Origin of the sequence: Bradyrhizobium sp. 521_C7_N1_3, assembly GCF_052075975.1 — a bacterium.
GTDB lineage: Bacteria > Pseudomonadota > Alphaproteobacteria > Rhizobiales > Xanthobacteraceae > Bradyrhizobium > Bradyrhizobium japonicum.
Genome location: NZ_CP197232.1, coordinates 9,368,655 through 9,392,882, shown reverse-complemented (window position 1 = coordinate 9,392,882; position 24,228 = coordinate 9,368,655). Strand labels below are relative to the sequence as shown.

The following is a 24,228-nucleotide window of genomic DNA, read 5'->3' as shown; positions in this document are numbered from 1 at the left end:
CCCCTCTCCCCTTGTGGGAGAGGGTGGCTTCGCGCCACCTTCTTCCACAAGGGCAGAAGGAAAGGCCGTCACTCCCCCTTCACGAACTTCGCGAACGCGTCGGCATAGTCCGGGTGCCAACGTGACAGCGGCGGGCGGTTCTCGACGATGTCTCCGGCGGCCCACAGCATCCGCTTCTCGTCGAGCGCGCGCGGCACGTCGTTGTCCGGGCAGAGGATGTAGAAGTCGCCGGCCTCCAGCCGCGCCAGCATGAAATCCACGGTCTGCTCAGCCGTCCAGGCCCCGGCCGGCTTCTCGGTGCGGCCCTTTGCGGTCAGGCCGGTGAAGACGAAGCCGGGAATCAGCAGATGTGCGGTGATGCGGCAGTCCTTCGTGTTGCGCAGCTCGTGCTGGAGGGCTTCCGTAAACGCCTTCACGCCGGCCTTGGAGACGTTGTAGGCGGGATCGCCGGGCGGCGTGGTGATGCCCTGCTTCGAGCCGGTGTTGATGATCAGGCCGGGCCTGCCGCGCGCGATCATGCCGGGCGCGAAGATGCGCGAGCCGTTGATGATGCCCCACATGTTGACGCCGATGATGCGCTGCCAGTTGTCGGGCTCGGCGAACAGCGTGCTGCCCGGCTGGATGCCGGCATTGTTCATGAGGATGTCGACGCCGCCGAAGCGCTCGCGCACGCCGCGTTCCAGTTCCGCCACGCTCTCGGCCTTGCTGACATTGACCACGAATGTCATCACATGTGTGGCAGGCATGACGGATGACAGTTTTGTTGCAGCTTCCGCCAGCCGCGCCTGATCCACATCTGCGATGCACACCTTCAAGCCGGCGCGCGCGAAGGCCAGCGCGGCAGCCAATCCGATACCGGATGCGCCGCCCGTGATCACGGCGACATTGTCTTTGACGATGGCGGAATGTGGCATGGTTGGTCTCCGGGGAAGGGGTCGGTCGAGCTATAACATGGCACTCGCGCGACCCTGCACAAGTCGGCATGGGAGGTCTTCGTTCCACGCCGCCTTTACGCGTTTCCGGTGGCGCTGTATTCTATTTGACCTAACGATCCCGCCCAGATCGAACCAATCAATCATTTGACAGGGAGTGCAGCCATGGCTGTGTCGCAGGCTATTCCGATCACGCGCCATCCGTTCGCCAACGGGTCCTACAAGCAGATGCTGATCGACGGGAAGTGGGTCGATGCTGCCTCAGGCAAGCGCTTCGAGACCCACAACCCCGCCACCGGCGAATTGCTGGCGACGGTCGCCGAAGGCGACAAGGAAGACATCGACCATGCCGTCGCCGCCGCTCGCCGTGCCTTCGAAGGCCCCTGGAGCAAAGTAAAGCCGTTCGAGCGGCAGAACCTGCTGCTCAAGCTCGCCGACCTCGTCGAGAAGAATTTCGACGAATTGTCGCAGCTCGACACCCTCGACATGGGCGCGCCGCTCAGCCGCACCCGCGCCTATCGCCTGCGCGCCGTCGGCATGCTGCGCTACTACGCCGGCCAGACCACCGCGATCCACGGCGAGACCATCGAGAACTCGCTGCCCGGCGAAATCTTCTCCTACACGCTGAAGGAGCCGATCGGCGTCGTCGGCGCCATCATTCCCTGGAACGGCCCGCTCACCGCGACGATCTGGAAGATCGGTCCGGCCATCGCGACCGGCTGCACCGTGGTGCTGAAGCCCGCCGAAGAGGCGCCGCTCACCTCGCTGCGCATCGCCGAGCTGGCGATGGAAGCCGGCATTCCGCCCGGCGTCGTCAACGTCGTGCCCGGCTATGGCGAGACCGCGGGCGCCGCGCTTGCTTCGCACCACGACGTCGACAAGGTCGCCTTCACCGGCTCGCACGTCACGGGTCAGTCGATCATCCGCGCCTCCGCCGGCAACCTCAAGCGAGTCTCGCTCGAGCTCGGCGGCAAGTCGCCGGACATCGTGTTCGCGGATGCCGATCTCGATGCCGCAGTCCCGGGTGCTGCGATGGCGGTGTTCGCCAATTCGGGGCAGATCTGCAGCGCCGGCACGCGTCTGTTCGTCGAGCAGTCGGTCTATGAAGAGTTCGTCGGCCGCGTCGCCGAGTTCGGCAAGAAGCTGCAGGTCGGCAACGGCCTCGATCCCAACGTTCAGATCGGTCCGCTCGTGTCCGAGGAACAACTCAAGCGCGTCACCGGCTATCTCGATATCGGCCAGAAGGAGGGCGCGCGGGCACTCGCCGGCGGCGGCCGCGTCACCGAAGGCGCGCTGTCGAAGGGCTTCTTCGTCTCGCCGACGGTGTTCGCGGGCGTGCAGGACAACATGCGCATCGCGCAGGAGGAGATTTTCGGTCCCGTCATCTCCGCGATCGCATTCAAGGACATGGACGAACTAGTCAAGCGCGCCAACAACACGACGTTCGGCCTCGGCTCCGGCCTGTGGACGCGCGACGTCAGCAAGGCCCATGCGGTGGCGAAGAGCCTGCGCGCCGGCTCGGTGTGGGTGAACTGCTACCAGGCGATGGACCCGGCCGTGCCCTTCGGCGGCTACAAGATGAGCGGCTATGGCCGCGAATCCGGCAAGCAGCATGTCGAGGAATATCTCAATGTGAAGGCCGTCTGGATCAAGACGGCGTAGGCCTGCTCTCTCCGGCGTTCCGCGAGAGGGAATATCTGGTTTTAATGGGGCGGCGCCTTTTCCAGGGGCCGCCCTTCGTTATATGGTCCGCATCCTTTCATAGCCGTCTGAGGCCCACATGAAATTCGAGGCGTTGTTCAAACCGTTGCAGGTCGGTCCGTACAAGCTGGCGCATCGCGTCGCGTTGGCGCCGCTGACGCGCATGCGCGCCGAGCGCGAGAGCTTCTCGCCGCGGCCGCTCAACGCCGAATATTACAGCCAGCGCGCCACGCAAGGCGGCTTGATCATCGCTGAAGCCTCGCCCGTGCTCTCGCATGGCCGCGGTAACCCCGCGACGCCCGGCATCTATTCGGAGGCGCAGATCGCCGGCTGGCGCGAGGTGACGGATGCCGTGCACGCCAAGGGCGGCATCATCTTCCTTCAGCTCTGGCATGTCGGCCGCGTCTCGCATTCGTCCTTCCACGGCGGCGAGCCGCCGGTCTCGTCTTCGGCGATTGCGATCAAGGCCGAAGGCATGAAGGCGATGACCGCCGACGGCAAGATTTCTGATTACGAGACCCCGCGCGCGCTGGAGACCGACGAGGTCAAGGGCATCGTCGAGGGCTTCCGGCAGGGCGCCAAGAACGCGCTCGCCGCCGGCTTCGACGGCGTCGAGATCCACGGCGCCAACGGCTATCTGCTCGAGCAGTTTTTGCAGTCGCGCAGCAACCAGCGCACCGATCAGTATGGCGGTTCGATCGAGAACCGCGCGAGGTTGCTACTGGAGGTCACGCAGGCGGCGATCGACGTCTGGGGTGCGAACCGTGTCGGCGTGCGGCTGTCGCCCCACGGCATCGCCAATGATTCCGGTGAGCCCGATCCGATGCCGCTTTACACGCACGTCGTGAAGGCGATCGACAAGCTCGGCCTTGCCTATCTTCACTTCATCGAGCCACGATCCAGCGGCGCCGGCCGTGCCGACGTCCACTGGGAGAACGTGCCCTCCGCAATGGTGCTGTTCCGTCCGCTCTACAGCGGCGTGCTGATGACAGCCGGCGGTTTCACCGGCGAGACCGCGAATGCGGCGATCGCCGACGGCCACGCCGACATCATCGCCTTCGGCCGCATCTTCATCTCCAACCCCGATTTGCCGCGCCGCCTTCGGCACGACTATCCGATCACGCCGTATAACCGCGCGACGTTCTACGGCGGCGAGGAGAAGGGGTATACGGATTACCCGGTGTATGACGAGCTCGCGACGGCGTAGAGACCTTCGTAGCCCGGATGGAGCGCAGCGAAATCCGGGTTTCTCACTTCGCCGATAGACTTCCCCGGATTGCGCTTCGCTCCATCCGGGCTACAGGTCTATATTCGTAGCTCCGACGGGCCCACAAACTCCATCATTGCGAGCGCAGCGAAGCAATCCAGCGTCTTTCCGCAGAGGCAGTCTGGATTGTTTCGCTGCGCTCGCAATGACGACGGAAGGACCTACCATGGCCAAAGCCGCAGTCGCCGCAGGAACCGCCACCGGCCAATGCCTCTGCGGCAAGGTCACCTTCGAGATCGACGTCCCCGCGCGTTGGGCCTGGCATGATCATTCTGCCAGTAGCCGCCGCGCCCACGGCGCAGCCTATGCGACCTATGTCGGAAGCTGGAAGAAGCGCTTTCGCATCACTTCGGGGAAAACCGCGCTCGCCCGCTACGAGGACAAGGCGACCAGGACCGCGCGCAGCTTCTGCGCCCATTGTGGCACGCCGATTGCGTACGAGCGGCCGCGCGGACCGCACATGATCAACATCCCCCGCGCGCTGTTCAACGAGCGCACCGGCCGCCAGCCGCTCTATCACATCGCGATCGAGGAGCTTCAGGAATGGGCCTATACCGGCGAGCCGCTGGTGCCGCTGAAGGGCTTTCCTGGTGTGGTCTGGCAGCGCTCGAAAAAGAAGAAGCGCGCTAGCGGCGAAGACCCTTTCGAGCTCGGCCGCGAGGAGATGCTTTAGCCTTGGCGGCGACCCTGGTCGTCGCCGCCGCAGCCTTCCGCGGCGCCGCTTTGCGTCCCGCGGTATTCGCCGCCACGAAGTCGAGCCCGCGCTTGACCCATTCCTTCAGCTCGGCATCGCTCTGATAGCCGTCCGGCGCGACGCGCACAAAACCGGTCATGATGCGCCCGCGCATTTCCATCGGGCTGGTATGCGGCTTCTGCAGCATGCGGGCATGCGCGTCCGGGCCGACACGGATCAGCATGCCGCCGCGCCCGCTTACGGTGCAGCACATGGTGTTGTTCACCATGAAGCAGAGGCCGCCCATCATCTTCTTTTCCGCGACGTCTCGCTGACCCGCCAGCAATTTGCGCACCCGCGCCGCGGTGTTCTCGTCATAGGCCATCGCGTCTCCCCGTGCAGGTTTACGCCCGAGCATGTTCCCAGCTTGCCCACGCCGACGCAAGTCTGCCATGACGGCGCTTCCTTGCTTGCCTCGGCCAAGTTCGGCCATCATGCCTCACCTTGCGGCAGCGCCCGCGGGTCTGGAGGACACATGAAGAACAAGATCACCGGCCGCTCCGCTTTTCTCGCGCTGCTCAAGGACGAGGGCATCACCCATCTGTTCGGGAATCCCGGCACCACCGAGCTGCCGATCATGCATGCGCTGAAAGACCATCCTGATCTCACCTATGTGATGGCAATGCAGGAGAGCCTGGTGGTCGCGATCGCGGATGGCTACAGCCGCGCCTCCGGCAAGCTCGTCGCCTGCAACGTCCATGTCGCGCCGGGGCTCGGCAACGCGATGGGCTCGCTCTACAACGCCCAGTTCACGGGCACGCCGATGATCCTGACCGCCGGACAGCAGGAGCAGGGCCACGGCCTGATGGAGCCGGTACTCTATGGCCCGCTGGTGCGGATGGCCGAGCCGCTGGTGAAATGGGCGGTCGAGGTGACGCGGCTGGAAGATCTGCCGCGCATCGTCCGCCGCGCCGCCAAGGTCGCGATGACGCCGCCGACCGGGCCGGTGTTCATCTCGCTGCCGGGCGACATCCTCAACAGCGAGGCCGGCATCGATCTCGGCCGCTCCACCCGCATCGATGCTCGCGTAAAGCCGTCGGACGAGGCGCTGAAGGCGTTTGCCGCGCGGCTGCTCAAGGCCGAACGTCCCGTCATCGTCACCATGGACGAGGTGGTCAAGAGCGATGCACTGAAGGAGGCCGCCGAACTCGCCGAGCTTTTGGGCGCGGCAGCCTATCAGTCCTCGACGCCCTATGGCTCGCATTTCCTCTCGGAAAGCCCGAGCTTCGTCGGCACGCTGGCGCGCGTACAGAAGGCCGCGCGCGACACGCTTGCGCCCTACGATCTGCTGATCGCGCTCGGCGGCGATCCCTTGCGGATGTCGGTCTATAGCGAGGTCGACGCGCTGCCTGACGGTCTCGGCATCGTGCAGATCGGCCTGGTCGATTGGGAGATCGCCAAGAACTACGGGGCTGAAATCGCGCTCAAGGCGGATCTGAAGGAAACGCTGCGGGCGCTGATCCCGGTGCTGAAGGAGATGGGCGGCGCTGCGCTGGCAAGCCGTGCCAAGCAGCGCCTCGCCGAGCTCGCGCCGAAGAACTGGACCGCGCGGCGCGCCGCGCTGGTCGAGCAGGTCGGCAGGAGCGCCGGCCGCAGCCCGATCGATCCGGATTTCCTGGTGCTGCAAATGGTCGAGGCCATGCCCGATCATGCGATCCTCGTCGACGAAGGGCTGACCTCGAGCCGCCAGGTCACGGCGCTGCGTCCGCACCGCGACCGCTTCGGCTATCATGGGCTTGCCTCCGGCGGCATCGGCTGGGGCCTGCCGGCCTCCGTCGGCGCCAGCATCGCCAATCCGGATCGGCCCGTGGTGTGCTTCTCCGGTGACGGCAGCGCGATGTATTCGATCCAGTCGCTGTGGACGGCGGCGCATCACAAGCTGCCGCTCAACGTCGTGATCGCCAACAATGGCGGCTACCGCATCATCAAGCAGCGCCTGCTCGCCTTCCATGGCGACGACAATTACGTCGGCATGGATTTTGTCGATCCGCCGGTGGATTTCGCAGGGATTGCGAAGGCGCTCGGCTGCGAGGCGATCAAGGTGAGTGATCCCCATGAGCTGAAGGCGACGTTGTCGTCGGCGTTCAACCGCCCCGGAACGAAGCTGATCGAAGTGATGGTGGACGGGAAGGTGTAGGGGGGCGCTATCGCGTCGGTGCTCGCCACGTTCTCAGCTGTCATCGCCCGACTTGATCGGGCGATCCAGTATTCCAGAGACGGCTGTGATTCCTCGAGAGGCTGCGGCGTACTGGATGCCCCGGTCCCGGCTCCGCCAAGGCTACGCCGGGGCCACAAGGGTGCTCGGCCGCCGAAGCCTTTTGGCGAAGGCGGCAAGTCGGGGCATGACAGCGTACCTGGCGGCTTTTACTCCTTCTTCCCCACCCGATACCCCGCAGCCGGATGCGGCGCACCGAGCCTTGCACGGCCGTCGCCGAACAGCTTCTCCCGCAATGTGCCCTTTGCATATTCCGGCTTGTAGCGGCCGCGCTTGGTCAGCTCCGGCACCAGCATGTCGGCGATATCCTCGAAATCGCCGGGTGAGATCGCAAAGGCAACGTTGAGGCCGTCGACGTCAGTCTTCTCGAACCAATCCTCGATCTTGTCAGCGACGCTCTCGGGCGTGCCGACTACGACCGGGCCGGCGCCGCCGATGCCGACATGCTCGATGACGTCACGCACGGTCCAGACGCGGTCGGGGTCGCCGCGGGTGACGTTGTCGAGCGCGCTGCGGCCGGCATCGTTCTGGACGTGACGCACCTGCTGGTCGAGCTCGTAGCCGGAGAAGTCGATGCCGGTCCACCCCGACATCAGGGCCAGCGCGCCTTCCGGACTGATATGCGACCGGTAGTCGGCATATTTCGCAGCCGCTTCGGCTTCCGTGTTGCCGAGGATGATCGTCATCATGTTGAACATCAGGATTTCCGCCGGGTTGCGGCCGAGCGCGGCGGCTTCCTGGCGGATCGCGGAGACGCGCGGCCCGATGATCTTGGCCGACGGTCCCGACATGAACACGCATTCGGCGTGCTTCGCCGCGAATTGCCGGCCGCGCGGCGAGGTGCCGGCCTGGTACAGCACGGGCGTCCGCTGCGGCGACGGCTCGCTGAGGTGGATGGTGTTGTTGATGCGATAATTCGCGCCCTCGTGGTTGACGCGATGAACTTTTGTGGGATCGGTGAAGATGCCGCGCGCCCGGTCCCGCAGCACGGCATCGTCCTCCCAGCTGCCTTCCCAGAGCTTGTAGACGACCTCCATATATTCGTCGGCGATGTCGTAGCGGTCGTCGTGCCCGGTCTGCTTGTCCTTGCCGGCGCCGCGTGCGGCGCTGTCGAGATAGCCGGTGACGACGTTCCAGCCGATCCGTCCCTCGGTGAGATGGTCGAGCGTCGACATCCGCCGCGCGAACGGGTAGGGCGGCTCGAAGGACAGATTGCTGGTGACGCCGAAGCCGAGATTCTGCGTCACCGCCGCCATCGCCGACAGCAGCAGCAGCGGCTCGTTCGACGGCGTCTGCGCTGCATTGCGCAAGGCAGCGTCAGGGCTGTTGCCATAGACGTCATAGACCCCGAGCACGTCGGCCAGGAACAACCCGTCGAAACGGCCGCGTTCCAGCGTCCTGGCGAGATCGATCCAGTAGGGCAGGCGATTATATTCGGCGGTGCGATCGCGCGGATGGGTCCACAGCCCGGGTGATTGATGCGCGACGCAATTCATCGCAAAGGCGTTGAGCCTGATCTGCTTGGCCATGATGATCCCCCGGCGCCCTGTACCGAGCGCTCTTCGAATGATAGACGTGCGCCTCAACTTGGCGAAGTTCTTGCATATAATTGGCCCTTGGCAAGGGCCAAGAATAGAAAGGCTTGCGCTTGGCAAGGCCAAAATCAGCGGCGCTCCCGCTCTTGGCAAGCCAATCTCAAGAGAGCAAGAACGAAATCCCAAGAGAACTACAAGACCTGTCCAACTCCCCGCCACTTTCGAAGGGCTACCTGTCTCGGGTAAGGTCCTTCGTCCCAACGCCTCGAAAAACCAGCCATGACCAGAGCCGACGCCATCGCCCGCGCCCGGGACGACTTCAAATCCGGTGCGTTCCTCACCGAGCTCGACCGCCGTGTGGCCTTCAAGACCGAGAGCCAGAACCCGTCGCGCGGCGCCGAGCTGCGCGGCTACCTGGAACAGGAGATGATGCCCTCCTTTGCTGCGCTCGACTTTACCAGCCGCATCGTCGAATCCCCGAGCGGCAAGGCGCCGTTCCTGTTCGCCGAGCATCACGAGAGCGCATCAGCGCCGACGGTGCTGATCTACGGCCATGGCGACGTCGTCGACGGTATGGAAGGGGAGTGGCGCGACGGCCGCGATCCCTGGCGCACGACGGTTGCGGGCGCGCGGCTCTATGGCCGTGGCACCGCCGACAACAAGGGCCAGCACAGCATCAACATGGCGGCACTCCGTGCGGTGCGCGAGGCTCGCGGCGGCAAGTTCGGCTTCAACGCAAAATTCATCGTTGAAATGGGCGAGGAGATCGGCTCGCCCGATCTCGGCAAGGTCTGCGACCTCAACCGCGATGCGCTCAAGGCCGATCTGTTCATGGCCTCAGACGGACCGCGCCTGTCGGCCGACCGGCCGACCTTGTTCCTGGGTTGCCGTGGCGGCATCCGCATTCATCTCGACGTCAATCTGCGCGATGGCGGCCATCATTCCGGCAATTGGGGCGGCGTGCTCGCCAACCCCGCGACCATTCTCGTCAACGCGATCTCGACGCTGGTCGACGGCCATGGCCGGCTTCAGCTCGACGCGCTGAAGCCGCCGCGGCTCACCAACCAGATCCGCAGCTATCTTGCCGACGTGCAGGTGGTGCCGACCGAGGACGAGCCGGCGCTCGCGGAGAACTGGGGCGAGGAAGGGCTGTCGGCCGCCGAGCGGCTCTATGCCTGGAACACGCTCGAAGTGCTGGCGATGTCGTCCGGCAATATCGAGAAGCCCGCGAATGCCATCCCCGGCCACGCCAATGCCGTGCTGCAACTGCGTTTCGTGGTCGGCACCAGGGTCGACGGCCTGATCGATGCTGTCCGCGCGCATCTGGTGCAAAAGGGCTTTCCAATGGTCGAGGTGCGGGCCGCCCAGAGCTTTGCGGCGTCGCGCACCGATTTCGACAGCCCGTGGATCACATGGGCGGCGGATTCGGTGAAGGAGACGACCGGCAAGGCGCCGGCCGTTTTGCCGAATTTCGGCGGCTCGCTGCCCAACGACGTGTTTTCCGAGATCCTGGGCCTGCCGACGATCTGGGTCCCGCACTCCTATCCCGGCTGCTCCCAGCATGCGCCCAATGAGCACATCCTGCTGCCATTGACCGAAGAGGCCTTGACGGTGATGGCCGGGCTGTTCTGGGATCTCGGGGAATTGCCCAAGCCATTAAGCTGAGCCATTAAAAGCTGAGCCATTAACCTGAGCCGCAATCCAGCCGAAAGTCACATTCTAATCCGGCCTGATTTGTGCTTGCATCCGGCCGCATCATCCTGAAAGGGGAACAAAAAAGTGAGACATTTCCGTAGCATCGGCCTCGCGCTCGCCGCGACCTTCGCCGTCAGCCAGGCCGGGGCCCAGGAGCTGACCGGCACGCTGAAGAACATCAAGGACACCGGCGCCATTACGCTCGGCTTCCGCGATTCCTCGATCCCGTTCTCCTATCTCGACGACAACCAGAAGCCCGTCGGGTTCGCGATGGACATCTGCTACAAGATCGTCGACGCCGTGAAAAAGGAGCTCAAGCTCGACAAGCTCGAGGTCAAGCTCAATCCGGTGACTTCGGCGACCCGTATTCCGCTGATGGCCAACGGCACAATCGACCTCGAATGCGGCTCGACCACCAACAATGTCGAGCGCCAGAAGCAGGTCGCCTTCACCAACACCCACTTCCTGACGGCCAGCCGCTACGTCTTCAAGAAGTCGAGCGGCCTGAAGTCGATCGACGACCTCAAGGGCAAGGCGGTGGTCTCGACCGCCGGCACCACCAACATTAAGCAGCTCACCGAGGCCAACGTCGAGAAGAAGCTCGGCGCCAACATCATCCCGGCCAAGGACCACGCCGAAGCCTTCCTGATGGTCGAGACCGATCGCGCGGTCGCCTTCGTCATGGACGACATCCTGCTCGCGAGCCTGGTTGCCGGCTCGAAGGCGCCGGACGACTACGTCATCTCCAAGGATGCGTTCTCGAAGCCCGAGCCCTACGGCATCATGCTGCGCAAGGATGACGCCGCCTTCAAGAAGGTGGTCGATTCCGCGACCGCCGCGCTCTACACCTCCGGCGAGGGCCAGAAGATCTACGAGAAGTGGTTCACGCAGAAGATCCCGCCGAAGGGTCTGAACCTCAACACCCCGATTTCGGCCGAGCTGAAGAACGAGTTCGCAAAACCTTCGGACTCGCCGAACCCGGACGACTATAAGTAAGATGCTGTTTCCCTCTCCCCGCAAGCGGGGAGAGGGAAGATAATCCGGCCATTCTGGAGGGAGAGTGGCCGGACATTTGCATAGGCGCCTGCAACTTCCATGATTGGCGCGTTCGCGCGGGGGACACGTGAACTACCACTGGAACTGGGGAATTTTCTTCGAGCCGAACCCGATGGGGACCGGCACCTATCTCGACATGCTGTTGTCGGGCCTGGCGCTGACCCTGAAGACGGGCGTGCTCGCCTGGATCATCGCGCTGATCGCCGGATCGATCGTCGGCGTGATGCGCACGCTGCCGTCGAAGGGAGCGTACTGGTTCGGCTTCTGCTGGGTCGAGTTCTTCCGCAACATGCCGCTGCTGGTGCAGCTCTTCCTGTGGTTCTTCGTGCTGCCGGAATTGCTGCCGAAGGCCGCCGGCCTGTGGCTGAAGCAACTGCCGAATGCGCCGTTCTGGACGGCTGCGATCGGCATCGGCTTCTTCATGTCGGCGCGCGTCGCAGTGCAATTGCAGGCCGGTATCGGCTCGCTGCCGCGCGGGCAGAAGATGGCGGCGACGGCGCTCGGGCTGACCACCGTGCAGGGCTATCGCTACGTGCTGCTGCCGATGGCGTTCCGCATCATCCTGCCGCCGCTGACCTCCGAGTTCCTCAACACCATCAAGAACACGGCCGTGGCCATCACCATCGGTTTGCTCGAACTCACCGGACAGGCGCGCTCGATGCAGGAATTCTCGTTCCAGGTGTTCGAGGCCTTCACCGCCGCGACCCTGCTCTATCTCCTCGTCAACGCCGTCGTGGTGACTGCGATGCGCTTCCTCGAGCGCTGGGTCGCGATCCCCGGCTACATCACGGGGAAATAGCGCCATGTTCAGCAATTTCGATTTCGGCGTCATTATCCGCGCGTTGCCCTATCTGTTCTACGAGGGCATGACGTTCACAGTGACGCTGACGGCACTCGCCGCGCTTGGCGGCCTGATCTTCGGCACGGCACTCGCGCTGATGCGGCTCTCGGGCTTCAAGATCCTGGGCCGCATCGCCGGCATCTATGTCGACTTCATGCGCTCGCTGCCGCTGGTGCTGGTCATCTTCTGGTTCTACTTCCTGGTACCCTATATCGGGCAGTGGCTGACCGGCGCGGCGCGCCCGATCAGCGTCGGCGCGTTCGCATCCTCGCTCATCACGTTCATCATGTTCGAGGCCGCGTACTTCTCCGAGATCATGCGTGCCGGCATCCAGTCGATCTCGCGCGGACAGCCGGCCGCGGCCAGCGCGCTTGGGCTCAACTATGCGCAGACGATGCGCTACGTCGTGCTGCCGCAGGCGTTCCGCAACATGCTGCCGGTCCTGATCACGCAGACCATCGTGCTGTTCCAGGACACCTCGCTGGTCTATGTGCTGTCGATCACGGACTTCCTCGGCGCGGCCAGCAAGGTCGCGCAGCGCGACGGGCGGCTGGTCGAGATGTATCTGTTTGCGGCCGTCGTCTACTTCACCATTTCCTGCATCGCATCCTTCGGCGTTCGTCGCCTCCAGGCGCGCATCGCCATCCTTCGATAGAGCGTATCGGTCATGATCGAAATCAGCCACGTCAACAAATGGTACACCCCGACCTTCCAGGTGCTGACCGACTGCACCACCAGCGTGACCAAGGGCGAGGTCGTCGTGGTCTGCGGCCCCTCGGGCTCGGGCAAGTCGACGCTGATCAAATGCGTCAATGCGCTGGAGCCGTTCCAGGAGGGCGACATCAGCGTCGACGGCACCAAGGTCAATGACCCCAAGACCAATCTGCCGAAACTGCGTTCGCGCGTCGGCATGGTGTTCCAGCATTTCGAGCTGTTTCCGCATCTGAAGATCATCGACAATCTCTGCCTCGCGCAGGAGAAGGTGCTGGGCCGGTCGCACGACAAGTCGGTCACGAAGGGCATGCAGCTGCTGGAGCGTGTCGGCCTGAAGGAGCAGGCGCAGAAGTTTCCGGCGCAGCTCTCCGGCGGCCAGCAGCAGCGCGTCGCGATCGCCCGCGCGCTCGCCATGGACCCGATCGTCATGCTGTTCGACGAGCCGACCTCGGCGCTCGACCCCGAGATGGTGAGCGAGGTGCTCGACGTCATGGTCGATCTCGCCCGCGAAGGCATGACCATGATGGTCGTCACCCACGAGATGGGTTTTGCCCGCAAGGTCGCCAACCGCGTCATCTTCATGGACCGCGGCGAGATCGTCGAGGACGCGGCGAAGGAGGACTTCTTCGGCAAGCCGCGCAGCGACCGCGCGCAGAAGTTCCTGTCGAAGATTCTTTCGCACTGACCCCCCTGTCATTCCGGGATGCGCCTCTTGGCGCGGGCCCGGAATCCATAACCCCGGCTGGTGGTTATGGATTCTCTGATGCGCAATTGCGCATCAAAGCACGTCGCTTCGCGCCGCCCCGGAATGACGAATAGAGGGGTGATCGCCGCCCCCATTTCGCGTATAAGCGCGCCAAATCCCCCATCCCGCCAGGAGACCCGCCTTGGACTCGATCGCCTACGTCAACGGCTCATTCGTCCCGCTCTCGGACGCCAGAATCTCGGTGCTTGATCGCGGCTTCCTGTTCGCCGACGGCATCTACGAGGTTTCGGCCGTGCTCGACGGCAAGCTGGTCGACAACGCTTCGCACCTGACGCGCCTGGAGCGCTCGGTCGGCGAGATCAAGCTGAAGCTGCCGGAGACGGTGGAGCGCATCACCGAGCTCCAGAAGGAGCTGATCGCGCGCAACAAGGTCGAGAACGGCCTCGTCTATCTCCAGGTCACGCGCGGCGCCGACAAGGGCCGCGACTTCGCCTTTCCCAAGGGCGACGTCAAGTCGAGCCTGGTGATGTTCACCTCCGAGAAAGACATCATCAACGCCGCCTCGGCCAAGACCGGCATCAACGTGATCACCGTGCCCGACATCCGCTGGGAACGGCGCGACATCAAGAGCGTGGCACTGCTCGCGCAGGTTCTGGCGAAGCAGGCCGCGGCCGAAGCCGGCGCCGGCGAGGCCTGGATGCTGGAAGACGGCTACGTCACCGAGGGCGGTTCGTCCTCGGCGTTCATCCTGACCAAGGACGACGTCATCGTGACCCGCAAGAACTCCAACGCGATCCTGCCGGGCTGCACCCGCAAGGCCGTGGTGGCGCTCGCCGAAGAGCGTCAGCTTCGCGTCGAGGAACGGTCTTTCACCGTGGAAGAGGCGCTGGCCGCGAAGGAAGCGTTCGCCACTTCAGCCTCGCTGTTCGTGCAGCCGGTGATCGCCATCGACGGCAAGAAGGTCGGTGACGGCAAGCCAGGTCCGATGGCAACGCGCCTGCGCGAGATCTACGTGGAGTTCGCGAAGGCGACGGCGGTTTAGGCCGACCACGCTGCGAGGGGCGCGGCACTGCATCACCAAGCCTAGGTGTCATCGCCCGGCTTGACCGGGCGATCCAGTACTCCGAGGCGGTCGTGGTTCAATCGATAGGCCCCGGCGTACTGGATGCCCCGCGTTCGCCGGGGCATGACAGTTGGATGTGTGGAGGCGGCATTGCGTCCATCACGCCGCCACCAACACCACCTCTACGCCACCGACGCCTTCACCTTCACCGGATGCACCGCGCGGAACGCGATCGCGATCCGGTTCCAGGCATTGATGGCTCCGATCAGCATCGTCAGGTTCACCGTCTCCGCGTCGGAGAATTGCGCGCGGACCTGCTCGTAGACGTCGTCCGGCGCGTGGGTCTCGGAGATCAGCGTCACCGATTCCGTCCAGGCCAGCGCGGCGCGCTCGCGATCGGTATAGAGCGGGGATTCGCGCCAGGCGTTGAGCAGATAGATGCGCTGTTCGGTCTCGCCGCGCTTGCGGGCGTCCTCGGTGTGCATGTTGATGCAGAAGGCGCAGCCGTTGATCTGCGACGCCCGGATCTTGACGAGCTCGATCAGCGATTTCTCGAGGCCCGTGGACTGGATCTGCTCTTCCAGTGCCATCAGCGCCTTCATCGTGTCGGGGGCGGCCTGGTAGAAGTTCATGCGGGGTTTCATGGTCGTTCTCCTTTGCTTGAGTTAGTTTCTTGGGTTGATCTCAGTGAGCTCCACCGGCCGAAGTCTGGCCGGGTTTCTTCAGGAAGAATACGGCGATCAGGGCCACGATCAGTGCCATGCCGAGCAGATAGAAGGTGTCGCTGAAGGCGAAGATGTAAGCCTGCTTCTGCACGATATGGCCGATCGCGACATAGGCACGATGCGCGGCGTCGGCACGGTCGAGAATGCCGTGATTGACGAAATATTGGGTGAGCTGCTCCAGCCGGGTCCGCGTCGCCTGCTCGAACATCGAGACCGACTGCATCAGCACGTTGGAGTGATACTGCTCGCGCTTGGTCAGCACGGTCTGGAGCAGCGCGATGCCGACGGCGCCGCCGAGATTGCGCATCATGTTGAACAGTCCGGAGGCCGAGCCCGCATTCTCCGCTTCGATGCCTGATGTCGCGACCGCCGACAGCGGTGCCATGACCAGCGCCTGGCCGATCGCGCGAACCACGTTGGGCCAGAGCAGCTGATCAGCGGCATAGTTGCTGGTCATGTAGATGTTCATGAAGTTCGAGGCCGCGAACAGGACGAAGCCGACGCCGATGATGATCCGCGCGTCGAACTTCTGCATCAGGCGTGGCACCAGCGGGATCAGCATGAGTTGCGGCAGTCCGGTCCAGGCCAGCACCATGCCGATCTGCTCGGCATTGTAGCCCTGAATGCGCGCCAGATATTGCGGCAGGATGAACACCGAGCCGTAGAGCGCGACACCGAGCAGGAAGTTCGCGAGCATGCCGAAGCCGAAATTGCGGCGCACCAGCAGGCGCAAATTGAGCAGCGGCTTCTTCGCTGTGAGCTCGATGATCAGGAAAGCGGTCAGCGCAGTGGCCGCGATGACCGACAGCTTGACGATGAAAGGCGAGCCGAACCAGTCGTCCTTGTTGCCCTCTTCCAGCACGGTCTGAAGCGCCGACAGGCCGATCGCCATGGTGATGATGCCGGCCCAGTCGCCCTCGCGCAGCAGCGCAAGCTTCATGGGCTTGGCGTCGAGCGCGTACCAAAGCATGCCGACCATGATCGCGCCGGGCGCGAGGTTGACGTAGAAGATGTACTGCCAGCCGAAATTCTCGGTGAGATAGCCCCCTATGGTCGGGCCGATCGCCGGTGCGAACGTCGCCGACAATGCGAACAGTGCAAGGCCGACGGGCTGCTTGGCGCGAGGCAACAGCGTGATGATGAGCGTGAAGGCCATCGGGATCAGCACGCCACCGGTGAAACCCTGCACCGCGCGCAGCACGATCATTTGCGGCAGGTCCTGCGCCAGCGCGCAGGCCGCCGACAGCAGCAGGAACAGGACTGCGTTGGTGAGCAGATAGATGCGGATCGAGAACACCTGCGCAAGCCAGCCGGAGAGCGGGATCACCACGATCTCGGCGATCAGATAGGAGGTCGAGATCCAGCCGCCATCGTCGATGCCGGCGCCGATTGCGCCCTGGATGTCGGCGAGCGAAGCGTTGACGATCTGGATGTTCAGCACCGCCATGAAGGCGCCGAGGGTGGCGCCGATCACCGCGATCCAGGTTTTTGCGGAGACTGCCGGCGTGGCGGGCGCAGCAGGGGCGGGAATGCTGGCAGCGGAGGCGGCGTCGGCGGTCGGTTGGAGCGTGCTCATGGAAGCCTCGTCTCGGTCACGGAGACAGGATGCATTAGGCGGTTGGTTTCGATAATCGAGGAAGCGTGGGAAGGATCGTCCGGCAGGACCTGATAATCCTGCCGGCCTTCCCGGCTTCAGCCGCCGTTCGGGCGGGGGGCGTTGTTGGCGAGGCGCCCAGCCGTCTCGCGCTCGGCCAGCACAGTCGCCTTGGTGTCGATGGTCGGCACCGCCGACATGCCGGGCCTGAGCAGGCCGGTCAGGCTGTGGTCGTCGAGCACGATCTTCACCGGCACGCGTTGCACGATCTTGGTGAAATTTCCGGTGGCGTTGTCGGGCGGCAGCAGCGCGAATTCAAGTCCGCTGGCTGGCGAAAGGCTGTCGACGTGACCGCGAAGCGTGCGATTGCGAAAACTGTCGACCTGCAGCTCGACCGGCTGGCCCGCACGCACATGCGTGAGCTGCGTCTCCTTGAAGTTGGCGACGACATAAACCGCATCGAGCGGCACCACCGCCATCAATTGCGTGCCGGCCTGCACATACTGGCCGACGCGTAACGAGCGTGCGCCGACCGTGCCGTCCACCGGCGCGGTGATCTCGGTATAGGACAGGTTCAGCTCTGCCTGCTGTGCGACCGCGCGGGTGCGGTCGAGCTGTGCAGTTGCTTGGGCGCGCTGGGTGGTGAGCACGTCGACCTTCCGCTGCGCGGCCACCAGGCCTGACTTGGCGTGCTGCAATTGCGCGTTGCTGGCGCGCAGCGCGGCATCGGTCTGCTGCGCACGCTGGATCGTGCCGGAGCCCGACTTCATCAGGTCGTCGTAGCGGGCGCGTTCCTCCTGCGCGAATTTCAGATTGGCGTCGGCCGCGGCCACGTCGGCCGTGCTCTGCTCGATGATGGGCTGCTGCAGTTCGAGCTGGGCGTCGATGTTGCGCACCGAGGCTTCACCGGCGGCGACATCGGCGCGGGCCTGGTCGAGCGCGGCCCTGAAATCGCGGTCGTCGATCTTCGCGAGGAGCTGACCGGCCCGGACCTTCTCGTTGTCGCCCACCAGCACCTTCGCGATGTAGCCGGAAACCTTGGGGGCGACGATGGTGGAATCCGCCTTCACATAGGCGTCGTCGGTGGATTCGAGGTAACGGCCGGTGCTCAGGTAGTCGTAGCCGAAGTCGCCGGCCGCGGCGATTCCGAGGGCCAGCGCCAAGCCGATGGCCGCCCGCTTGACCGCCTGCCGGGACGGGCGAAAGCTGATTTTCTGATTAGTTTCAGTGACATAAGAAGCGTTCGACATGGCATCCTCGGAATTCCCAACCGCCCCGGTCCGAACGGTGCGCCGTTGATGCCGGCAAGATGCGCTGTCTTCCCGCTTGTGATAATCCCGGAAGAAATGGAAGCATTATCCAGCCATAGCGGATAATCCGGAGCCAGACCTATGGACCGCTTCACCAGTCTCACCGCCTTCGTCCGGGTGGTCGAAAATGGCGGCTTCTCCGCCGCCGCCCGCCGGCTCAACATGTCCACGACCATGGTGAGCAACCATGTCCAGGCGCTGGAGGACCGGCTCGGGGTTCGGCTCCTGAACCGCACCACGCGAAAAGTGAGCCTTACCGAAATCGGCAGGGCCTATTACGACCGCTCGATGCAGATCCTCGCCGATCTCGAACAGGCCGATGACATCGCGGGCGCGCTGCAATCGACGCCGCGCGGCACGCTGCGCATTCACACCGCCACGCATATGGTTCCGTTCGTGGCTCCAGTGATGGCTGAATTCCTCGCGACCTATCCGGAGGTGAAGGTCGATCTGCGCATGGGCGAGACCAATGTCGATCTGATCGAGGAGGGCTTCGACCTTGCGCTGCGCATGATCGCGCCGCCGGACTCCAGCCTGATCGTGCGGAGCCTGGCGACCTGGCGGCACGTGCTGTGCTGCTCGCACGGCTATATCGAGGCGCATGGACGCGTGCAGACGCTCGAAGAGCTTGCCGGGCACAATTGCGTGCGCCACATCAACTATCCCTTCGACGAGTGGCGCTTCTTCGATCGCAAGGGTACGCCGGCCTCGGTGCGCGTCTCCGGCAACCTGATCACCAACAGCGGCGAAGCCCTGCGCGAGGCCGCGTTGCAGGGCGCCGGCATCAGTCTTGCGGCCGGCTTTCTGGTGGGGGATGACCTCGATGCGGGCCGGCTGGTGCGCCTCCTGCCGGAGTACCGGCCGGTCGAGATGTCGATGAACGCGGTCTATCCGCATCGGCATCATCTGTCGGCGAAGGTCAGGACCTTCATCGACATGCTCGTGCATCACAGCGCCGAGCAGCAGAAGCTGATCAATCCGTATGCGTGAGTGGCGCGGCGGCAGAGCCGTAGGGTGGCAAAGGCGCGTTAGCGCCGTGCCCACCATCTCTCCATGATTCGAAAAGAGGTGGGCACGCTTCCGCTTTGCCCACCCTACGATTCCGTCAACGCGGCGGCGGCAATCGCCCGAACACGCTCTCAAGCGCCACGCCGATCGCAAGCAGGCGGCGATCGCTTCCCGCAGGGCCGTCCAGTTCAAGCCCGACAGGCAATTTGCTCGTCGCACCAAGCGCGATCGGGATCTGGACGCCGGGAATGCCGGCATTGCTGCCGGGGTCGGTGTTCTGGATGAACAGGCCGAAATTCTCGAGGCTGCTGGACTCTGGATTGGAAGCAATCGCGACGCGCGGCGTGGTCGGGAAGGCGATGGCGTCGAGCCGGTTGTTGGCAAAGGTCTTGGCGTAGAGCGCCTGAAGCGCGGGCCGCGCGGTCTTGATCGCGGCGTCATAGATCGGCTTGGCGTCAACCAAGGTGCCATCAGGGCCGGGCAGTTTTCGCGGGATCACCATGCCATAATAGATGCCTTTCACGTCGGCGCTGGAGATCTTCTCTGCCAGCGCCTCGATGCTGAGGCCGGTCCCGGTGTGCTTGAGATAGGCGACCATGTCGTCATAGGCCTCATACAGCGCGACGGGAAAGCTGGCCTGGCCGTTGAGCTCGGCGAGCCCAGGCATCTCGATCTCGACGATCGTGACGCCCTGCGCCTTCATTTTTGCGATCGCCGCGTGGAATGCGGCTTCCGTATCGGCATCGAGATTGGTCAGCATCGATCTCGCGATGCCGATCCGCACCTGCTTCAGATCAGCCGGCGCAACCGCGTCGCCGCCTGCGATCACGCGATCGAGCAGCGCGACATCCGTCATCGTCGCGGCCATGGGCCCCGCGGTGTCGCGGGTGTGCGAGATCGGCGCAATACCCTCTTGCGGATAGCGCCCGGCCGTCGGGCGCAACGCGGCGCATCCGTTCAGCGCGGCGGGGACCCGGACCGATCCGCCGGTGTCGGTGCCGAGCCCGCCCGCGACGATCCGTGCGCCGAGCGCGGCGCCCGTGCCGGACGAGGAGCCGCCGGCAATCAGCGTGCGGTCATAAGCGTTGCGCACGCCGAACTCCGCGCCGGTCTTGAACGCGGTGTTGTAGCCGGAGACGCCGAAGGCGAGCTCGTGCATGCTGGTCTTGCCGATGATGACGGCGCCTGCAGCCCGCAGCTTCGCGACTACGGGCGCGTCGGCTTTCGGAACGTAGTCCTTCAGTGCCGGTGTGCCGGCGGTACAGGGCAGTCCCGCAACCTCGATATTGTCCTTGATCACGATGGGCACGCCGCCGAGCGGCTTTGTCCTGTCGGCCGTCGCGTCGAATGCGGCGGCGGCTTTCAGGGCGCCGGCCTCGTCCAGCGTGACGAAGGCATTCAGCTCGGCATGGGCCTTGGCGCGGCTCAGTGCTTCTGTCGTGAGTGCGGTGCTCGTGACTTTCCCGGCGCGCAGGTCGGCGACGGCCTGACCCAGGGTCAACTGGTCGAAATCCATGATACGTCATCCGATTGCAGGGGCGCCAACAGGGCGCCACCTAAAGGCCGGAGGCTGAGGCCTCACTGGTGCCGCGTCAACCGTGGGCGTGCATCTTTTGCGTTACCGATGTCGCCAAATTCGTGAGCAGCCGCTCGACCTCGGGCTTCACCTTGGCGATCGCGGTGTCCTTCACGGGTCCGTAGCCGCGGATTTCCATCGGCGCCTTTGCGACGGCAACGAGGTCGGGCAGATGAGCAGCCTCGAGCTGGCCGAGGATGCGTTCGATCAGGCCTTCATACCAGGCGATCAATTCCCGTTCAGTGCGCCGCTCATTCGTGTAGCCGAACGGATCGAACGGCGTCCCGCGCAATCCCTTCAGCCGCGCCAGCATGGCGAGCGGCATCTGGATCCACTGTCCGAAAGCGCGCTTGTGCGGACGGCCGCGTGCGTCAGGTTTTGAGGGCAGGAACGGTGGCGCGAGATGATATTGGATGCGAAAACCGTCCTCGAACTCGCGCTTCAGCTCACCGAGGAAACCGCTCTGCATCTGCAGACGCGCCACCTCGTATTCGTCCTTGTAGGCCATCAGCTTGAACAGGGCGCGCGCGATCGCCTCGGTCAGCGCCTCGCTGTTCAGGTTGGCTTCGGCGCGGCGGACCTTTGCGACCGTCGTCCGGTAACGCGCCGCATAGGCGGCGTCCTGATAGTCGGCGAGGAAATCGGCCCGGCGATCGATGATCTGATCGAGCGTCTCGGCTTCGGGCGCCTCGTCGCCCCCCGGCAAAAACTCCGGATCAGCCGCGGCGATCCGGCCCCAGGCGAAGGCCTGCTTGTTGCGCTCGACCGCGACGCCGTTGAGCTCGATCGCGCGCAGCAGCGCCGGTAGCGATACCGGCACCAGTCCGCGCTGCCAGGCAAAGCCGAGCATGATGATGTTGGCATAGACGGCATCGCCGAGCAGCCGCTCGGCGAGCGCGTTGGCGTTGATGGTGTCGAGATTGTCGTTGCCAGTGACTTGTCGGATCGCGCGTAGGCGGGCAGGCGAGGCGAGATCGGCGTCGCGGAAGCGGACGACGTCGCCGGTCGGCATCTCCGCGGTGTTGACCGCGGCGCGCATGCCGTGCCGATAAGTGCCGGACGCCTTTGCTGAGGAACTGACAACGAGGTCGCAGCCGATCAGCGCGTCGGCCGCGCCCTGGTCGATGCGGACCTGGTGCAGCGCATCCGGACTTGACGCAAGGCGGATGAAGCTCAGCACGGGACCAAATTTCTGTGCAAAGCCCGTGAAATCAAGCACCGAGACGCCGCTTCGTTCCAGATGGGCGGCCATGCCGATCAGCGCGCCGACCGTGATCACGCCGGTGCCGCCGACGCCGGTCACGAGCAAATCGTAGGGACGATCGAGCGTTGCGCGCGCAGGCAGAGGAAGCGTTGCCGCGCGACCGACGGCGTCGGTCTCGCTCGCGATCTTTTTCCGGCGCGTCGCGCCTTCGACGGTGACAAAGCTCGGGCAGAAGCCGTTGAGACAGGAAAAATCCTTGTTGCAGGACGAGAGGTTGATCTGACGCTTGCGACCGAACGGCGTCTCCTTCGGCTCGACACTGAGGCAGTTGGACTCGACCGAGCAGTCGCCGCAGCCTTCGCAGACGAGATCGTTGATATAGGCAAAGCGCTTTGGGTCGGCCATCTGTCCGCGTTTGCGCCGGCGACGCTTCTCGGTGGCGCAGGTCTGCTGATAGATCAGGACGGAGACGCCGGAAATGTCTCGCAGCTCGCGCTGCACGGCGTCCATCTCCTCGCGCGGATGGATGGTGACGCCGATCGGCAGGTCTCCCGGAGAAAACTGCGCGGGATCATCCGATACCAGCGCGATGCGCCCAACGCCTTCGGCGCGAACGCTGTGGGCGATGGCATGCACGCTGACGGGACCGTCGACCGGCTGGCCGCCGGTCATCGCCACGGCATCGTTGAACAGGATCTTGTAGGTGATGTTGGCCCCGGCGGCGATCGCCTGCCGGATCGCCATCGAGCCGGAGTGGTAGTAGGTGCCTTCGCCGAGATTCTGGAACACATGCTTGTGGCCAGTGAAGCGTGACGACGCCGCCCAGTTGACGCCTTCGCCACCCATCTGGATCAGTGAGGAGGTCTCGCGGTCCATCCAGCTCGCCATGAAATGGCAGCCGATGCCGGCCAGTGCCTTGGAGCCTTCCGGCACCTTCGTCGACGTGTTGTGCGGACATCCGGAGCAGAAATACGGCGTGCGCGTCGCACCGCTGACGTTGATCGTGCGCGCGGCCTCGGGCATCAAGCCGGCCGCGCGTGCGGCGAGATTGAGGCCTGGGAACATCGGATCGAGCCGGCGCGCGAGCACGCCGGCGAGCGCGCGCGGCGACAATTCGCCGATCCAGGAGATCAGCCGAGCCCCTCGCTCGTCGTGCTTGCCGACCATGCGTTCGGGCTTTGAGCCTGGATAGTCGTAAAAATATTCCTTGAATTGGCTCTCGATGATGCCGCGCTTTTCCTCGACCACGAGGATCTCGCGCTTGCCCTTCACGAAGTCCATCGCGTCATGCAGCGCCAGCGGCCAGACCATGCCGACCTTGTAGACGTCGATGCCGATGTCGCGGCAGGCCGCTTCATCGAGGCCCATCAGCCGCAGGGCTTCCATCAAGTCGAGATGCGCCTTGCCCGTCGTGACGATGCCGTAGGTGGCGTTGGGAATATCGTAGATGTGGCGATCGATCGGATTGGCTTTTGCAAAAGCGTAAACCGCGTGCTTCTTCGCCTCCAGCCGCTCCTCGATCTGGGGGCCCGGCAGGTCGGGCCAACGATAGTGCAGTCCGCCCGGTGGCGGCGTGAAATCGGGCGTGTTGAAGACGCGTGGCGGGCGCAGCGCGACGGATGCACCTGACTCCACGATTTCCGAGATCGCCTTGAAGCCGACCCACATGCCGGAGAAGCGGCTCAGCGCGTAGCCATATTCGCCGAATTCGAGATATTCGCTGACGCTTGCGGGGTGCAGCGTCGGCATGAACCAGCTCATGAAGGCGACATCGGACTGGTGCGGCATCGAGGAGGAGACGCAGCCATGGTCGTCGCCGGCGACGACCAGCACGCCGCCACGCGGCGAGGAGCCGTAGGCGTTGCCGTGCTTGAGGGCATCGCCGGAGCGATCGACGCCCGGGCCCTTGCCGTACCAGAGCCCGAACACGCCATCGACTTCGCGATCTGCCTGCGTCTCGACCTGCTGCGAGCCGAGCACCGCGGTTGCCGCGAGGTCCTCGTTCACCGCGGGGAGAAATTCGATGCGATCCCGCTTGAGCCGCTCCTGGATGCGCCAGAGCTCGAGATCGACGCCGCCGAGCGGCGAGCCGCGATAGCCGGAGATGAAGCCGGCGGTGTTCAGGCCGGCGGCGCGGTCGCGCCGCGCCTGGTCGAGCGCGATGCGGACGATGGCCTGCGTGCCCGTGAGGAAGACACGGCCCTCTTCGCGGTCGTAGCGGTCTGAGAGTTCGTAGCTGTCGAGTGATGGAACGGCGTCCATGGCGGACCTCGCGCGGCATCCTGCCTGATGACGGAAGGGTATGCCGGGGAGGCTGGTAGGTCTTGCCTATTCACCCTGTCTTGATCGATAA

The 24,228-nt window shown here is 64.5% G+C and carries 19 protein-coding genes; 11 read left to right on the top strand and 8 right to left on the bottom strand.

What is annotated here, in order from left to right:
- Positions 1–68 precede the first annotated feature (68 nt).
- Entirely contained in the window at positions 69–914 is an 846-nt protein-coding gene (locus AB7008_RS44550; RefSeq protein WP_304491631.1) for an SDR family NAD(P)-dependent oxidoreductase, read from the bottom strand.
- A 183-nt stretch (positions 915–1,097) separates the two neighbouring features.
- On the opposite strand from AB7008_RS44550, the gene AB7008_RS44545 reads away from it, so the two are divergent.
- The 3 genes from AB7008_RS44545 to AB7008_RS44535 all read left to right on the top strand — a co-directional run bounded on the left by AB7008_RS44545 (position 1,098) and on the right by AB7008_RS44535 (position 4,573).
- A complete protein-coding gene (locus AB7008_RS44545) occupies positions 1,098–2,594 on the top strand; it encodes an aldehyde dehydrogenase family protein (RefSeq protein WP_441260923.1) in 1,497 nt (498 codons plus the stop codon).
- A gap of 118 nt (positions 2,595–2,712) precedes the next feature.
- Positions 2,713–3,840: an alkene reductase gene (locus AB7008_RS44540; RefSeq protein ID WP_304491630.1), complete on the top strand. Its 1,128-nt coding sequence runs from the start codon at positions 2,713–2,715 to the stop codon at positions 3,838–3,840.
- Between the two features lie 226 nt (positions 3,841–4,066).
- A complete protein-coding gene (locus AB7008_RS44535) occupies positions 4,067–4,573 on the top strand; it encodes a GFA family protein (protein WP_441260922.1) in 507 nt (168 codons plus the stop codon).
- On the opposite strand, the gene AB7008_RS44530 is transcribed toward AB7008_RS44535, so the two are convergent.
- Positions 4,527–5,069, bottom strand: coding sequence for a TfoX/Sxy family protein (locus AB7008_RS44530; protein ID WP_245285704.1), 543 nt, complete (start codon positions 5,067–5,069; stop codon positions 4,527–4,529). The genes AB7008_RS44535 and AB7008_RS44530 overlap by 47 nt on opposite strands.
- Before the next feature lie 39 nt (positions 5,070–5,108).
- Between AB7008_RS44530 and AB7008_RS44525 the strand changes: the two genes are divergently transcribed.
- Entirely contained in the window at positions 5,109–6,770 is a 1,662-nt protein-coding gene (locus AB7008_RS44525; RefSeq protein WP_304491627.1) for a thiamine pyrophosphate-binding protein, read from the top strand.
- 227 nt (positions 6,771–6,997) lie between these two features.
- Here AB7008_RS44525 and AB7008_RS44520 read toward each other — a convergent pair whose 3' ends face one another.
- Positions 6,998–8,377, bottom strand: a complete 1,380-nt coding sequence (locus AB7008_RS44520; RefSeq protein ID WP_304491626.1) for an LLM class flavin-dependent oxidoreductase — start codon at positions 8,375–8,377, stop codon at positions 6,998–7,000.
- A 285-nt stretch (positions 8,378–8,662) separates the two neighbouring features.
- On the opposite strand from AB7008_RS44520, the gene AB7008_RS44515 reads away from it, so the two are divergent.
- The 6 genes from AB7008_RS44515 to AB7008_RS44490 all read left to right on the top strand — a co-directional run bounded on the left by AB7008_RS44515 (position 8,663) and on the right by AB7008_RS44490 (position 14,437).
- Positions 8,663–10,048, top strand: a complete 1,386-nt coding sequence (locus AB7008_RS44515; RefSeq protein ID WP_028157867.1) for a M20 family metallopeptidase — start codon at positions 8,663–8,665, stop codon at positions 10,046–10,048.
- Between the two features lie 114 nt (positions 10,049–10,162).
- A complete protein-coding gene (locus AB7008_RS44510) occupies positions 10,163–11,074 on the top strand; it encodes an amino acid ABC transporter substrate-binding protein (RefSeq protein WP_028157868.1) in 912 nt (303 codons plus the stop codon).
- 127 nt (positions 11,075–11,201) lie between these two features.
- On the top strand, positions 11,202–11,933 hold the full coding sequence (locus tag AB7008_RS44505) for an amino acid ABC transporter permease (protein WP_028157869.1): 732 nt from the start codon (positions 11,202–11,204) through the stop codon (positions 11,931–11,933).
- A 4-nt stretch (positions 11,934–11,937) separates the two neighbouring features.
- Positions 11,938–12,630 carry an amino acid ABC transporter permease gene (locus AB7008_RS44500; protein WP_028157870.1) on the top strand — a complete coding sequence of 231 codons (693 nt, stop codon included), beginning with the start codon at positions 11,938–11,940 and terminating at the stop codon, positions 12,628–12,630.
- Positions 12,631–12,642: 12 nt separating this feature from the next.
- Positions 12,643–13,374 carry an amino acid ABC transporter ATP-binding protein gene (locus AB7008_RS44495; protein ID WP_028157871.1) on the top strand — a complete coding sequence of 244 codons (732 nt, stop codon included), beginning with the start codon at positions 12,643–12,645 and terminating at the stop codon, positions 13,372–13,374.
- A 202-nt stretch (positions 13,375–13,576) separates the two neighbouring features.
- On the top strand, positions 13,577–14,437 hold the full coding sequence (locus AB7008_RS44490; RefSeq protein WP_441260921.1) for a D-amino-acid transaminase: 861 nt from the start codon (positions 13,577–13,579) through the stop codon (positions 14,435–14,437).
- Between the two features lie 203 nt (positions 14,438–14,640).
- Here the strand turns inward: AB7008_RS44490 and AB7008_RS44485 are convergent, their stop codons facing one another.
- The 3 genes from AB7008_RS44485 to AB7008_RS44475 all read right to left on the bottom strand — a co-directional run bounded on the left by AB7008_RS44485 (position 14,641) and on the right by AB7008_RS44475 (position 18,027).
- Entirely contained in the window at positions 14,641–15,102 is a 462-nt protein-coding gene (locus AB7008_RS44485) for a carboxymuconolactone decarboxylase family protein (RefSeq protein WP_007615070.1), read from the bottom strand.
- Positions 15,103–15,142: 40 nt separating this feature from the next.
- Complete coding sequence (locus AB7008_RS44480) at positions 15,143–16,759, bottom strand: MDR family MFS transporter (RefSeq protein ID WP_441260920.1); 1,617 nt, start codon at positions 16,757–16,759, stop codon at positions 15,143–15,145.
- A 116-nt stretch (positions 16,760–16,875) separates the two neighbouring features.
- Positions 16,876–18,027: an HlyD family secretion protein gene (locus AB7008_RS44475; RefSeq protein ID WP_212109486.1), complete on the bottom strand. Its 1,152-nt coding sequence runs from the start codon at positions 18,025–18,027 to the stop codon at positions 16,876–16,878.
- A 141-nt stretch (positions 18,028–18,168) separates the two neighbouring features.
- Here AB7008_RS44475 and AB7008_RS44470 point away from each other — a divergent pair, with 141 nt between their 5' ends.
- Entirely contained in the window at positions 18,169–19,077 is a 909-nt protein-coding gene (locus tag AB7008_RS44470; RefSeq protein ID WP_014491861.1) for a LysR family transcriptional regulator, read from the top strand.
- Between the two features lie 115 nt (positions 19,078–19,192).
- Here the strand turns inward: AB7008_RS44470 and iaaH are convergent, their stop codons facing one another.
- Positions 19,193–20,611 (bottom strand): indoleacetamide hydrolase, encoded by a 1,419-nt coding sequence (iaaH, locus tag AB7008_RS44465; RefSeq protein WP_441260919.1) that lies wholly within the window; start codon positions 20,609–20,611, stop codon positions 19,193–19,195.
- 76 nt (positions 20,612–20,687) lie between these two features.
- Positions 20,688–24,137, bottom strand: a complete 3,450-nt coding sequence (locus tag AB7008_RS44460) for an indolepyruvate ferredoxin oxidoreductase family protein (protein WP_441260918.1) — start codon at positions 24,135–24,137, stop codon at positions 20,688–20,690.
- Positions 24,138–24,228: the final 91 nt, after the last annotated feature.